This is a genomic window from Vibrio sp. 1CM23M (assembly GCF_023161755.1).
In the GTDB taxonomy this organism is placed as follows: domain Bacteria; phylum Pseudomonadota; class Gammaproteobacteria; order Enterobacterales; family Vibrionaceae; genus Vibrio; species Vibrio coralliirubri.
Map to the genome: position 1 here is coordinate 23174 of NZ_JALNTR010000017.1, position 13553 is coordinate 36726.

Genomic DNA, 13553 nt, shown 5'->3' on the forward strand with positions numbered 1-13553 from the left:
GTACAAAAAAGCTTGGTCAAATAGTCATCAATTCAACCAAGCTTATCTGCGTATTAAGGGATTGTCTTGTAAAAAACGATCAATATCACTGTTTCGCGCGTTTGTTCTTCTTGTTGTTACGCAGGCCATCAAAGCTGAAAATAACTAGTGCTCCCCATATGAAAGCAAAGGTGATCGCTTTATCTGAGGTAAAGGCTTCACCGTAAATCAGAACCGCCAGTAAGAACATCAAGCTTGGACCTATGTACTGGAAGAAACCGAGTGTTGATAGCTTCAAGCGAGTTGCAGCGCCAGTAAAACACAGCAATGGAACCGTGGTGATCACACCGGCAGCAACCAGTAACAGGTTGAGTTGCATCGGGTTCATTGATAAGTTTGAGGTCGGGCTATCGGCAATAAACAGTAGGTAGGTTGCGGCGAGAGGCAGCATCACCAGAGTTTCAATGAACAAACCCGTTTGCGCTTCTAAGCTGACTTTCTTACGCAGCAAGCCATAAAAACCAAAGCTAAAGGCTAGGGCAATGGCGACGATTGGTACTGAGCCGAAGGCAATCAATTGGATTAATACGCCAATCGCAGCCAGAGCCACAGCAAACCATTGCAGCTTACGTAAGCGTTCGCCGAGGAAGAGCATCCCAAGTAACACGTTAATCAGCGGGTTGATGTAATACCCCAAACTGGCGTCGAGCATGTGATTGGAATTCACTGCCCAGATAAAGATCAGCCAGTTAGCACCCACCAAAATAGACGTCGCTACCAAATAGAGCATTTTGGGTTTTGAGGTCAGGGTATCGCGGACTTTACGCCAGCTGCGGCCAATGTGTAGTAAGAAAGCGAGTAGGAAAAAAGACCATACTACACGGTGGCTGAGTATCTCTAATGGGGAAACGTCACTTAAAGATTTGAAATATATAGGGGCGATACCCCACATTGTGTAGGCGCCGACGGCAAGCAAAACTCCCTGGCGCGTACGTTGTTGTTCTTCCTGTGTCATGCATCTTTCTCTAGCACTGAGTGCTTATTAATAAGATTTATAAGAGAGTTGGTCAGTATAGGAGCGATAACCCTTTTCACCTAACAATTTGCGGTTTAATTCGCCAGCGTTCCCCTCTACAATGTGCGACTTGCTTGCCGAAGATGCTTGCTGATTTTATACCTCGATTAGGAACCACAATGACCGCCACTCTGATTGCTGAGCAAATACCAACTCCCGCGAATGATGCGCAAACCATCTTACAAGATGTGTTTGGCTATCAAAGCTTTCGCGATGGTCAGCAAGAGGTCATTGATTTGGCCGTTGAAGGCAAAGACAGCTTGGTGATTATGCCAACCGGTGGTGGCAAATCTCTGTGTTACCAAATCCCGGCGTTGGTTCGTGAAGGGCTGACTCTAGTTATCTCGCCGCTGATCTCGTTGATGAAAGACCAAGTCGATCAACTGAAGGCCAATGGCGTTGCTGCTGAGTGTATTAACTCTTCAATGCCACGTGACCAGTTGCTGAATGTGTTCAATCGCATGAACTCAGGTCAGCTGAAAATGGTGTATGTGTCGCCAGAGCGCGTGTTGATGCGTGACTTTATCGAGCGTCTTCAAGGTTTACCGCTTTCAATGATTGCAGTCGATGAAGCGCACTGTATCTCTCAATGGGGTCACGACTTCCGCCCTGAATACGCATCATTAGGCCAGCTTAAACAGTATTTCCCGCATGTGCCTTACATGGCGCTCACAGCAACCGCCGATGATGCGACGCGCAAAGATATTATCTCGCGCTTACAGCTCCTGGATCCGCATAACTACTTAGGCAGCTTTGATCGCCCTAATATTCGCTACAACCTGGTTGAGAAGCACAAACCCGTCTCACAGGTGGTTCGCTACCTAGAAACACAAAAGGGCAATTGCGGCATCATCTACTGTGGTAGCCGTAAGAAAGTGGAGATGGTGACCGAGAAGCTATGCAATAACGGCATTCGCGCCGCGGGTTATCACGCTGGTATGGACACCGATGAGCGAGCTTACGTTCAAGAAGCCTTCCAACGCGATGATATTCAGATCGTGGTCGCGACTGTTGCCTTCGGTATGGGCATCAACAAACCCAACGTTCGCTTTGTGGTGCACTTTGATATTCCACGCAACATCGAGTCTTACTATCAAGAGACCGGTCGTGCAGGTCGCGATGGTTTGCCTGCTGAAGCGATGATGCTGTTTGACCCGGCTGATATGGGTTGGCTGCGTCGTATGCTGGATGAGAAAGAAGAAGGCCCACAGAAACAAGTTGAGATGCACAAGCTGAATGCGATGAGTGCTTTTGCCGAAGCGCAAACATGTCGTCGTCAGGTTCTGCTTAACTATTTTGGCGAATATCGCGAGAAGCAATGTGGCAACTGCGATATCTGCCTCGATCCACCCAAGCATTTTGATGCGACCCAAGAAGCGCAAAAGGCGTTGTCTTGTGTGTACCGCGTGAATCAGTCGTTTGGTATGGGCTACGTGGTCGAAGTGATGCGCGGTATGCAGAATATCCGTGTCCGCGATAATGGTCACGATAAGCTGTCTACCTACGGTATTGGCCGTGACCATAGCCACGACTACTGGATCAGTATCTTCCGTCAGCTAATTCATAAAGGCTTGTTGTTCCAGAACATCACTCGTAACTCGACATTACAGCTAACAGAAGAAGCTCGCCCGCTACTGCGCGGTGAGATGTCTTTGGAGCTGGCTGTTCCTCGTTTAGATACAGCGGTGCGTAATGCTAAGTCCGATAAGTTAAGCAGCAAGAATTACGATAAGAAGCTGTTTGCGAAACTGCGTAAGCTGCGTAAGTCGATTGCTGATGAAGATGGCTTACCACCATACGTGGTATTCAGTGATGCGACCTTGATTGATATGGCAGAAATACTGCCTACTTCATACGGAGAGATGCTGGCAGTCAACGGTGTTGGTCAACGTAAACTGGATAAGTACGCAGACCCATTCCTAGATTTGATTCAAGAACACATCACCACACACGGCTAGTTTGCAAGAAACGTCTAACTAATAGAAAAAGAATAAGGTTAATAGGGACATGACAACACAAACAGAATTTGGCTTAAGAGAATATTTAGCTGAGGAAGGGCGTTTATTGATTACGTCTCCAAGTTTTGATTTTGATTCTTACGAAGTGCTAGGTGAAAAGCTGGTGGCGTTGCTGTCAGCGTCAGTTGTTGAAAAACAATGGGATGCCGATATGCATTCTTGGCTGATTGATTTTGAAGATTGCCGAATGTTCTTAAAGTCTGAACATTACAGTGAATCAATTTGGTTTGAGTCGTTAAACGCTGAAGAAAGCCGAGAAGAGTTTGACTATCTTGCGACGCTTTTCAAGCGCGGTTTTTAACTTTAGCATCGCTTCTAAAACGTAGCTTTTAAACCTGCTTTCAAAACATGGTTTCTAGCGCTATTCGCCAATAAAAGTGAGAATAAACGTTTGCGTTTGTTCTCACCGTTGCAGCCAATATTGATTAATGTATAATCGCCCGCCGCTCACTAGAGCAATTTTTTGATACATTTTTTAATTCACATTATTGGTAAGAGCTTTCTTGGATTATTCGAAGAAATGACTCGATTTGGGTTCCCTCACCCCCAAACCAAACTAAAAAGGTACAGCATGAGTAACTTTACCCCTGCGCAACAGCGCAAAGCCCTAGCACTATTAGTTTTGTTCCATTTGGTGATTATTGCGTCAAGCAACTATCTGGTTCAGCTACCTTTTACCGTCTTCGGTATGCACACCACTTGGGGTGCTTTCACTTTCCCGTTTATCTTCCTAGCGACCGATCTAACCGTACGTATTTTTGGCGCGCAGCTTGCTCGTAAAATCATTTTCTTAGTGATGTTACCAGCGCTGGCCGTTTCTTATTTCTTGTCAGTGGTGTTCTTTGAAGGTTCATTCCAAGGCTTTAGCCAACTAGGTGAGTTCAACTTGTTTGTTGCACGTATCGCCGCGGCGAGCTTCATGGCTTATTTATTGGGTCAGATTTTGGATGTGCATGTTTTCAACCGCCTACGTCAGCTTAAACAGTGGTGGGTAGCCCCAACATGCTCAACGTTATTCGGTAATGCCATTGATACCATCGCGTTCTTTGCGATTGCTTTCTACCAAAGCCCAGATCCATTTATGGCCGAGCATTGGACTGAGATTGCTTTAGTCGATTACGGATTCAAACTTATCATCAGCCTAGGCTTGTTCGTGCCTATGTACGGCGTGCTTCTTAACTACATTGTTAGAAAGCTAACCGCAGTGAACCCTGACTTTAAAGCGACAGGCGTGAACGCTTAAGTTTGAGATTTGTAACACAAAGCATTAATGCAGCGATAAGAAAAAGCCCAAGTTAGTCTACTAACTTGGGCTTTTTTAATTTCTAGCGTCAGATACTAATATCAGAGGCATTTAATATTCAATGGCCAGCCAATATCGGTTTGTCTATTCGACTCGATCTCTAGCTCAGCAGCGGTCAGCGGGTTGTCTGCTAGCCATTGCTTAGAAAGCGCTAAGGTCAAGTTGTTACCATCGGTTGCAAGCTTAAACTCAGGCTCTAGCGCTGGGTTACGACGGTGAGTCAACAAAATAGCCAAACGCAGAATACGTAAGATACGCTTGCTACTGGTGCCTGAGATAGCGTGTTGCTCTGGTAATGAGGTTAACTGTTCACGGTAGCGACGAGTTAACTCACCCAAGTAGTGCTTTTGCGCTCGAGTAAAGCCAGGCAGGTCTAAGTTCTGCAGCAGATAAGCGCTGTGCTCACCGCCTTTTTTGAAATCGATGGTTAAACCAATCTCGTGAAGCTTAGCTGCCGTTTGCAATAACACACCAGCTTGAGGTTCTGAAACCCACGCTTCGGCGCCCGCTTGGTCTAGCAGAGCTTGTGCGACTACAGCAACTTGTTCACCGTAGCTTACGTCCATTTGGTAGCGTGATTGAACACTCTTAATGGTACGCGCTCGGATATCTTCTTGGCGTAGCTCATCAACCATCTCGTAGGCTAGGCCTTCACGGAGTGCGCCGCCTGCGAGTGTCATTGAATCTATTTCAAGCAGCTCAAAAATAGCAATAAGAATAGAAAGGCCACTCGGGAACACTAATGCGCGTTCAAGGGTCAGCCCTTCGATTTCTAGCTCTTCCAAGCGCTCTGTAATCATGGCTTGTTTCTGTAGGCGCTTAAGTTTGGCATGAGTAATCACTTCATCCATGCCTTGCGCTAACATGATCTCTTGCAGTGCTTGAACGGTACCACTGGCGCCCACACACACATCCCATCCGATATCTGTGTAGCTATCTAGGATAGGAGCCAACGTTGACTTCGCCGCTTCAATGGCGTTGTTAAAGTTGGTTGCGGTTAATTGGCGATCTTTAAAGTGGCGCTCAAGCCAAGTAACACAGCCCATCTTCAGGCTGGTTAGTGCTTTCGCTGAGAAGCCTTCACCAATGATCATCTCGGTGCTTGCGCCACCAATATCAACAACCAGTCGGCGGCCGCTGCCACCAGAAGTGTGTGCTACGCCTTTATAGATAGTCGCAGCTTCTTCTTCACCGGAGATAACATTGATGTCGTAACCAAGGATCTGGTTCGCTTTCTCTAGAAATATATCCACATTGATAGCAGTACGTAGGGTCGCTGTACCGACAATGCGGATATTTTCTTTTGGAATATCTTGCAGTCGCTCTGCAAAGAGACTCAAACAGTCCCAACCGCGCTGCATGGCTTCTGTACTAAGCGCATTATTTTCATCTAAGCCTGCAGCTAAACGCACTTTGCGCTTAATTTTAGCCATGGTTTGTACGCTGCCATCGATATGACGCACAACGAGCATATGAAAACTGTTCGACCCGAGGTCGATTGCAGCGTAAAGCGGGGGTGACACTGTTTGACTCATAAGCGACTAAGCTTCCTTGTTATGACGCGGTTGGCGTGGGCGACGGTTCTGGTTTGGTTTACGGTTACCGTTGCGTGGGCCATTGTTGTTTGAGCGGCGTTGTTGCGGGTTACGTGTACGTAAGCGCAATGGTGCTGGTAGATCTTCTAGCAGTGCAGAAGCATCGTAGTCAGACACAGGGATCGCGTGCTCAATGTATTCTTCGATTGGTGGCAAGTTGATTGCGTAATCTTCACAAGCAAAGCTGATCGAGTGACCACTTGCGCCTGCACGACCGGTACGGCCGATACGGTGAACGTAATCTTCACAGTCATCAGGTAGGTCGAAGTTGAATACGTGTGTTACTTGAGGAATGTGTAGACCACGTGCTGCAACGTCGGTTGCGACAAGCAGGTCAACATCACCTTTAGTGAATTGCTCAAGAATCTTTTCACGTTTCTTCTGAGGAACATCGCCAGTTAGCAGGCCAACACGGTGACCATCTGCAGCTAGGTGACCCCAAACAGACTCACATTTGTGCTTAGTGTTAGCGAAGATGATAGCGCGCTCTGGCCACTCTTCTTCAACTAGAGTCTGCAGCAGTGCCATTTTGTGTTCGTTTGATGGGTAGAACAGCTCTTCCTGGATGCGGTGACCTGTTTTACGCTCTGGCTCAACAACAACATGCTCTGGGTTGTGCATGTGTTCGAACGCTAGCTCTTGTACGCGGTAAGACAATGTCGCAGAGAACAGCATGTTCAGGCGATCTTTTGGCTCAGGCATACGGCGGAATAAGAAGCGGATGTCTTTGATGAAACCAAGATCGAACATGCGATCAGCTTCGTCAAGAACAACAGCTTGAATGTGGTTAAGGTTAAATACCTTCTGCTTGTAGAAATCGATGATGCGGCCAGTCGTACCAATTAAGATATCTGCGCCTTCTTCGATTTTACCTAGTTGCTTGTCGTAGCTTTCGCCACCGTAAGCAAGTGCTGCCTTGATACCTGTGCTTTCAACCAGAGAGTCAGCGTCGTTGTAGATCTGAATCGCGAGTTCACGCGTTGGTGCCATAATAATCGCACGTGGCTGGTTAGGCTTACGCCCTTCATGCTCAGGTGTTTTTAGCAGGTGGTTAAAAGTAGCAGTAAGAAACGCAAGCGTTTTACCAGTACCCGTTTGGGCCTGGCCTGCAATGTCTTGGCCGGTGAGCAGTACCGGGAGCGCCAAGGCTTGGATAGGGGTACAATAATCGAACCCTTTTTTCTCCAATCCTTCAATGACTTGCGGAAGTAAATCCAAGTCGGCGAACTTTTGCTCTGTGATATGCGTCTTTTTCATTGCTATAGAATATCAGCTTAAGCTTGCAATACGAAAGTAAATACATTCCAATAGGGCATCTATTTACTGGTTATCATCCAACCAGTTCTAAAAAATACATTGGAGTGGAAGATGAGTGATAAGATTTTGCAGCTAACTGATGACGGTTTTGATAACGATGTAATCAACGCTGCAGGCCCTGTTCTTGTTGATTTTTGGGCAGAATGGTGTGGTCCATGTAAAATGATTGCGCCGATTCTTGATGAAATCGCAGACGAGTACGAAGGCAAGCTCACAATCGGTAAATTAAATATCGACCAAAATGCTGGTACTCCACCAAAGTTTGGTATTCGCGGTATTCCAACGCTACTTCTTTTCAAAGATGGCGGCGTAGCAGCGACTAAAGTTGGTGCATTATCTAAAACTCAACTTAAAGAGTTCTTAGACGCTAACCTATAATCAGGTCAGCATTTGAAAAGAAACCGTGCAGTTAACAAATGCGCGGTTTTGTTTTTTCTAAGCTATGGACTAGTCTTAGTTTTAGTGCTAATTTATCGCACGTTAATTGAACGAATTTCTCTTCTTGGTCGATCCTGTGACCAAATCCTTCTTAACTTAAGAAAACAGATCCTATTTTGACTAAACAAACTTCCACCACTATGAATCTTACTGAACTGAAGAACAGACCTGTGTCTGAGCTTGTTAAACTTAGCGAAAGCTTAGGTCTTGAAAATCAAGCTCGCCTAAGAAAACAAGACATTATCTTCTCCATCCTTAAAGCGCATGCAAAAAGTGGTGAAGACATCTTTGGTGATGGTGTTCTAGAAATTCTTCAAGACGGTTTTGGTTTCCTACGTAGCGCCGACAGTTCATACCTGGCTGGCCCAGATGATATCTACGTATCACCAAGCCAAATTCGTCGTTTTAACCTACGTACAGGTGACTCTATTGGCGGTAAAATCCGTCCACCTAAAGACGGTGAGCGTTACTTTGCACTGCTTAAAGTAAACACGGTTAACTACGACAAGCCAGACAACGCTCGTAACAAGATTCTTTTCGAAAACCTTACTCCTCTTCACGCTAACGAACGTATGGTGATGGAAGCGGGTAATGGTGCGACTGAAGATATTACGGCTCGTATTCTTGACCTTGCATCTCCAATTGGTAAAGGTCAGCGTGGTCTGATTGTTGCTCCGCCTAAAGCGGGTAAGACAATGCTTCTGCAAAACATTGCTCAAAGCATTGCACGTAACCATCCTGAGTGTGAACTAATGGTTCTACTTATCGATGAGCGTCCAGAAGAAGTAACAGAAATGCAGCGTCTAGTTAAAGGCGAAGTAGTTGCTTCAACATTCGATGAACCAGCATCACGCCACGTACAAGTTGCAGAAATGGTTATCGAGAAAGCGAAACGCCTTGTTGAACACAAGAAAGACGTAGTTATCCTACTGGATTCTATTACTCGTCTAGCTCGTGCTTACAACACTGTGATTCCTTCATCAGGTAAAGTTCTTACTGGTGGTGTTGATGCGAATGCTCTACATCGTCCTAAGCGTTTCTTCGGTGCGGCACGTAACGTAGAAGAAGGCGGTAGCTTGACTATCATCGCAACAGCACTGGTTGATACTGGTTCTAAGATGGATGAAGTTATCTACGAAGAATTCAAAGGTACAGGTAACATGGAACTGCACCTTAACCGTAAGATTGCTGAAAAACGCGTATTCCCAGCGATTGATTTCAACCGCTCTGGTACTCGTCGTGAAGAGCTTCTTACCAAGAACGATGAACTACAGAAGATGTGGATCCTGCGTAAGATTGTTCACCCAATGGGCGAAATCGACGCAATGGAATTCCTTATCGACAAGCTAGCAATGACGAAAACGAACGATGAGTTCTTTGACGCAATGCGTCGTCAGTAATATTGATTAGCTGATCGTTATTTAATAAGCGCTGCCCTCGGGTGGCGCTTTTTATTTGCATTTTGTAGCGCTAGCTTGCAGAATGAGTAAAAGTGTTACAAGGAAGTTAAAATGCAACATGGACTGTTGTCATCATTACTCCTGTCTACTTCACTGTTATTTTCACCGGTTGGTATGAGCTATGCCACCGAGATGTCTCCACTTACAGTAGAGTCTTGGCTTGAGAATGATCAAGTAAAACTGAAAACTGCTGAACTACTCGAGCTCGTCGTACGTGACGAAGTCAATTCGCTACGCTTTGCGCTTGAGCGCCTGACATTTCCCCAGCAAGAGGTGGCTCGTTACCAACTCTTGAAGAAGCTTGAACAGCAAAAAATCGTACTCACACCCAAGATGTCTATCTTCATTGAGCAGCAACTTGCTATCACTCCCACTTATCAAGTCTTAGAGCGTGGAGATGGCTATGAGTTTACGGTACCTGCCTTTAATTACCCTTCAATTGCTAATCGCCTTATTAAACAATGGCGTCAAGATCAGAAGACATTGGTATTTGTACTAGATGCAGAGAAACAGGAACTCGACCTAAAAGAGTGGTTATCTGGATCTGAACATCAAGTTCAAACGCGAGAAGCGTTGCTCATTAGAGAGCTAGACAGTTTGTCTCCTGAAGCGGTTGATTACCTAACTAAGCAACTCACCGCATCTTCTATTGTTAGCTGGTTACCCTCTACTGAGGTGGTGGTTCGATTAGCGCAAGTGAGCGAAGACCCAGAGGTCTACAAAATTCTATGGCGAATGAAGGCCGATTATCATAGCCAAGCTGAGCTAGTCCGCCTTGCTGAAACCAAACAAGCGTTCGCGCTTGAACAGGTGATGGCGGCGACTAAAAACCCGCGTTTGAAAGATGAAGCGATTACTTTACTCACCAAGGTTAACCCGTTATCAGAAGAGGTGAAGCTGTTCCTTGTCTCTAGGATGGCAATTGCTGATGAAGCACCATTAGTCGCGCGTGAACTCGCCAAACAAGGTCATACGCGATGGTTGCAAGATCTCGTCAATGATAACCCTCAGGTGAAGAGCTCTTTGATCGAGCAAGCATTACCGTAAAGTGGATTTTTCCTCTCAATAACCACACTAAAAAGGGGGACCTCAGTGTCACCCTTTTTGATATACTGAGCGCAGAATAATCAGCATGTAGAAGTCCTATGAGTTTTAAAGATTTACGTGATTTTATCGACCATCTTGAAAGTATTGGTCAGTTGAAACGCATTTCTCACCCAGTCGATCCAGACTACGAAATGACCGAGATTAGCGACCGTACTCTACGTGCTGGTGGCCCGGCTCTTTTGTTTGAAAATCCAGTAGGCTATGACATGCCTGTTTTGACCAACCTATTTGGTACACCCAACCGTGTTGCTATTGGTATGGGTCGTCAAGAAGTCAAAGAACTGCGTGAAGTGGGCAAGTTGCTTGCTTACCTAAAAGAACCTGAGCCACCAAAAGGCTTTAAAGACGCTCTTGATAAACTGCCTGTATTTAAGCAAGTCTTAAATATGCCGGCTAAACGCCTTCGCAAAGCGGCTTGCCAACAAGTGGTATGGCAAGGCGATGACGTCGACCTCGATAAAATCCCGGTGATGAGCTGTTGGGCTGACGATGTCGCGCCATTGCTAACATGGGGTTTAACTGTTACTCGTGGTCCAAACAAGAAACGCCAAAACTTAGGCATCTATCGTCAACAGAAGATCGGCAAGAATAAAATCATCATGCGTTGGTTAGCCCACCGTGGTGGAGCACTGGATTTGCGTGATTGGATGGAAACCAACCCAGGGAAGCCATTCCCAGTATCGGTAGCGTTTGGTGCTGATCCTGCCACCATTCTTGGTGCGGTTACGCCAGTGCCGGATACTTTATCTGAGTACGCGTTTGCAGGCTTACTACGTGGTAGTAAAACTGAGGTCGTTAAATCAATCAGCAACGATTTAGAAGTTCCTGCAAGTGCAGAAATCGTGATGGAAGGTTACATCGACCCGAATGAATTCGCAGATGAAGGGCCTTACGGAGATCATACTGGTTATTATAACGAGAAAGAAAAGCACCATGTGTTTACTATTACTCATGTAACCATGCGCGAGAACCCTATCTATCACAGCACCTATACTGGTCGTCCACCTGATGAGCCAGCGGTATTGGGTGTTGCGCTAAATGAAGTGTTTGTGCCTATTCTTCAAAAGCAGTTCCCAGAGATTGAAGATTTCTATCTACCGCCTGAAGGTTGTTCGTACCGAATGGCAGTAGTGACCATGAAGAAGCAATACCCAGGTCACGCTAAGCGAGTGATGATGGGTGTATGGTCTTTCTTACGCCAATTCATGTACACCAAATTTGTATTGGTGTGTGATGAAGATGTGAATGCACGTGATTGGTCTCAAGTAACCGCAGCGATGTGCGAACATATGGATCCGTCACGCGATAGCCTGATGATAGAGAACACTCCGATCGATTCATTGGATTTTGCCTCACCCGTGGTTGGGCTAGGTTCTAAGATGGGTCTAGATATCACGAAGAAGTGGGACGCAGAGTTAGCGCTATCGCCAGATGCCCAATCAGCACCTGTAAATAGTGAACACATAGAGGGTAGCTTGGCTGAGTTAACCAAGGTTCATCCTGAAATTATTGATATTCACCTGCAAAACGACAATGCCAGCATGGTTGTAGTGTCTATTGAAAAGCAAGCTGCCGGTAATGGTAAGAAAATCATGGAAGCGGTTTGGTCTCAATTTGATGAGAACAAGTTTGTTATCGTGTGTGATGGCGATGTCAACGTGAGTGATTGGAATGACATCATCTGGGCTGTAACGACCAGAATGGATCCGGCGAGAGATACGTTATTCCTACAGAATGAAACTGGACACTCAAAAATGGGCCTCGATGCGACCAATAAGTGGGAAGGTGAATGCCTGCGTGAGTGGGGTGTACCAATCACAAAAGATCCTGATGTCGTGAAAAAGATTGATAGCATCTGGGAACAGCTAGGAATTTCATGAGCTACCAAGTAGTCTTATACCCAGAAAACATCAGTTTCACAGTAGAAAAAGGGCAAACGGTCTTGGATGCTGCGCTCAACAGCGATATCTATTTCCCAAACCGTTGCCAAGTTGGCGCATGCGCAATGTGTATGTGCAGAAAATTAGAAGGGCAAGTGAGTTACCACCTTGAACCCATGCTCACAGAGAAAGAGCAGCAACAAGGCTGGATTTTTGCTTGCCAAGCATTTGCAGAAAGTAATTTAGTTCTAACCTTTGCCGATTAAGGGTTAGTAAGAGGAAGAACATGACTATTAAATGTAAAGTGAAGTCTATCGAGCCTTTGGCTTGTAATACTTACCAAATCCTACTTCACCCAGAAACACCGGTCGCTTTTAAAGCGGGCCAGTACCTGATGGTTGAAATGGGCGAGAAAGATAAGCGCCCATTCTCTATCGCAAGTAGCCCTTGCCGCCACGAAGGTGAGCTTGAGCTGCACATTGGTGCTGCCGAGCACAACGCTTACGCACTAGAAGTGGTTGAAGCGATGAAGAAGGCACAAGCTGAAGATGGCGATATTGCGATTGATGCTCCACACGGAGATGCTTGGATCAAAGAAGAAAGCGATCGCCCTCTATTACTTATTGCTGGTGGTACTGGCTTCAGCTACGTTCGCTCTATTCTTGATCACTGCATCGCGCAAAATAGCTCGAAAGAGATCTACCTATACTGGGGCGCAAAAGATGAGTGCCAGTTATATGCGAAAGAAGAGTTGGTTGGCATTGCAGAAAAGCATAGCAATGTGCACTTTGTACCGGTAGTAGAAGAAGCACCGGAAGTTTGGCACGGCCAAACAGGTAATGTGCTTGAGGCTATTACGCAAAGTTTCGAATCATTAGCTGATTTCGATATCTATATTGCAGGTCGTTTTGAAATGGCGGGTGCTGCAAGAGACCTATTTACTCAGAATAAAGAAGCAAAGCGTGACCATATGTACGCTGATGCTTACGCATTTATCTAACAATACCTTTAGGTTTTGAGCAAAAAGAGAGCAGAAATGCTCTCTTTTTTACGTTTAGGTGAACTATTAGGCAGTTAACCCCTATTTATTCATTTTTTATGAAAAAGTAGTTGCTAAGCTGAAAGGGTTCCCTATAATGCGACACCACTGAGACGGCAGACGCCACAAGGCTTCAGCAAGAATCAGTAAGACGGAAAGCGACAAAAAATTAATTTTCAAAAAGTGTTTGACACTGAATGTTAATTCGCTAGAATGGCCGTCCACTTCGAGAGGCTCCTTACTTAAAAGGAACGCTCGAGAAGTTAAGCTCTTTAACAATTTAAACCTATCAATCTGTGTGGGCACTCGTTGATGAATATCAAAACGTTTTATCGTTAGATA

13 protein-coding genes are annotated in these 13553 nt (G+C 45.7%); 9 read left to right on the forward strand and 4 right to left on the reverse strand.

Annotated features, from left to right (window positions below):
- Positions 1-85: 85 nt before the first annotated feature.
- Complete coding sequence (gene rarD, locus MSG35_RS23720; protein WP_017061330.1) at positions 86-994, reverse strand: EamA family transporter RarD; 909 nt, start codon at positions 992-994, stop codon at positions 86-88.
- A gap of 179 nt (positions 995-1173) precedes the next feature.
- Between rarD and recQ the strand changes: the two genes are divergently transcribed.
- The 3 genes from recQ to MSG35_RS23735 all read left to right on the forward strand — a co-directional run bounded on the left by recQ (position 1174) and on the right by MSG35_RS23735 (position 4315).
- A complete protein-coding gene (gene recQ / locus MSG35_RS23725) occupies positions 1174-3012 on the forward strand; it encodes an ATP-dependent DNA helicase RecQ (RefSeq protein ID WP_248385161.1) in 1839 nt (612 codons plus the stop codon).
- A gap of 49 nt (positions 3013-3061) precedes the next feature.
- Entirely contained in the window at positions 3062-3373 is a 312-nt protein-coding gene (locus MSG35_RS23730; protein ID WP_017061332.1) for a DUF3630 family protein, read from the forward strand.
- Between the two features lie 270 nt (positions 3374-3643).
- Entirely contained in the window at positions 3644-4315 is a 672-nt protein-coding gene (locus MSG35_RS23735) for a 7-cyano-7-deazaguanine/7-aminomethyl-7-deazaguanine transporter (protein ID WP_017061333.1), read from the forward strand.
- Between the two features lie 101 nt (positions 4316-4416).
- Here the strand turns inward: MSG35_RS23735 and gppA are convergent, their stop codons facing one another.
- Positions 4417-5910 (reverse strand): guanosine-5'-triphosphate,3'-diphosphate diphosphatase, encoded by a 1494-nt coding sequence (gene gppA, locus MSG35_RS23740; RefSeq protein ID WP_248385164.1) that lies wholly within the window; start codon positions 5908-5910, stop codon positions 4417-4419.
- A 6-nt stretch (positions 5911-5916) separates the two neighbouring features.
- Complete coding sequence (gene rhlB / locus MSG35_RS23745; RefSeq protein WP_048610414.1) at positions 5917-7227, reverse strand: ATP-dependent RNA helicase RhlB; 1311 nt, start codon at positions 7225-7227, stop codon at positions 5917-5919.
- A gap of 111 nt (positions 7228-7338) precedes the next feature.
- On the opposite strand from rhlB, the gene trxA reads away from it, so the two are divergent.
- From trxA to fre, 6 genes are all read left to right on the forward strand, one after another.
- Entirely contained in the window at positions 7339-7665 is a 327-nt protein-coding gene (trxA, locus tag MSG35_RS23750) for a thioredoxin TrxA (protein ID WP_010440700.1), read from the forward strand.
- Positions 7666-7865: 200 nt separating this feature from the next.
- Complete coding sequence (gene rho / locus MSG35_RS23755; RefSeq protein WP_017062978.1) at positions 7866-9125, forward strand: transcription termination factor Rho; 1260 nt, start codon at positions 7866-7868, stop codon at positions 9123-9125.
- Between the two features lie 111 nt (positions 9126-9236).
- On the forward strand, positions 9237-10232 hold the full coding sequence (locus MSG35_RS23760; RefSeq protein ID WP_065677111.1) for a hypothetical protein: 996 nt from the start codon (positions 9237-9239) through the stop codon (positions 10230-10232).
- A gap of 98 nt (positions 10233-10330) precedes the next feature.
- Positions 10331-12172, forward strand: a complete 1842-nt coding sequence (gene ubiD, locus MSG35_RS23765) for a 4-hydroxy-3-polyprenylbenzoate decarboxylase (RefSeq protein ID WP_248385167.1) — start codon at positions 10331-10333, stop codon at positions 12170-12172.
- Positions 12169-12438 carry a 2Fe-2S iron-sulfur cluster-binding protein gene (locus tag MSG35_RS23770; protein ID WP_017081534.1) on the forward strand — a complete coding sequence of 90 codons (270 nt, stop codon included), beginning with the start codon at positions 12169-12171 and terminating at the stop codon, positions 12436-12438. Before ubiD ends, MSG35_RS23770 begins: the two co-directional genes overlap by 4 nt.
- A 20-nt stretch (positions 12439-12458) precedes the next feature.
- On the forward strand, positions 12459-13172 hold the full coding sequence (gene fre, locus MSG35_RS23775) for an NAD(P)H-flavin reductase (RefSeq protein WP_017055264.1): 714 nt from the start codon (positions 12459-12461) through the stop codon (positions 13170-13172).
- Between the two features lie 96 nt (positions 13173-13268).
- On the opposite strand, the gene MSG35_RS23780 is transcribed toward fre, so the two are convergent.
- Positions 13269-13553 (reverse strand): hypothetical protein (locus MSG35_RS23780; protein WP_248385168.1); only part of this gene is annotated, 285 nt, incomplete at its 5' end.

What these genes read in the sequence shown, in the direction of transcription:
- rho (WP_017062978.1), top strand. Translation starts at nt 7,866, where the DNA reads ATGAATCTTACTGAACTGAAGAACAGACCTGTGTCTGAGCTTGTTAAA.
- ubiD (WP_248385167.1), top strand. Translation starts at nt 10,331, where the DNA reads ATGAGTTTTAAAGATTTACGTGATTTTATCGACCATCTTGAAAGTATT.
- rarD (WP_017061330.1), bottom strand. Translation starts at nt 994, where the DNA reads ATGACACAGGAAGAACAACAACGTACGCGCCAGGGAGTTTTGCTTGCC.
- MSG35_RS23760 (WP_065677111.1), top strand. Translation starts at nt 9,237, where the DNA reads ATGCAACATGGACTGTTGTCATCATTACTCCTGTCTACTTCACTGTTA.
- trxA (WP_010440700.1), top strand. Translation starts at nt 7,339, where the DNA reads ATGAGTGATAAGATTTTGCAGCTAACTGATGACGGTTTTGATAACGAT.
- gppA (WP_248385164.1), bottom strand. Translation starts at nt 5,910, where the DNA reads ATGAGTCAAACAGTGTCACCCCCGCTTTACGCTGCAATCGACCTCGGG.
- MSG35_RS23770 (WP_017081534.1), top strand. Translation starts at nt 12,169, where the DNA reads ATGAGCTACCAAGTAGTCTTATACCCAGAAAACATCAGTTTCACAGTA.
- MSG35_RS23735 (WP_017061333.1), top strand. Translation starts at nt 3,644, where the DNA reads ATGAGTAACTTTACCCCTGCGCAACAGCGCAAAGCCCTAGCACTATTA.
- recQ (WP_248385161.1), top strand. Translation starts at nt 1,174, where the DNA reads ATGACCGCCACTCTGATTGCTGAGCAAATACCAACTCCCGCGAATGAT.
- MSG35_RS23730 (WP_017061332.1), top strand. Translation starts at nt 3,062, where the DNA reads ATGACAACACAAACAGAATTTGGCTTAAGAGAATATTTAGCTGAGGAA.
- rhlB (WP_048610414.1), bottom strand. Translation starts at nt 7,227, where the DNA reads ATGAAAAAGACGCATATCACAGAGCAAAAGTTCGCCGACTTGGATTTA.
- fre (WP_017055264.1), top strand. Translation starts at nt 12,459, where the DNA reads ATGACTATTAAATGTAAAGTGAAGTCTATCGAGCCTTTGGCTTGTAAT.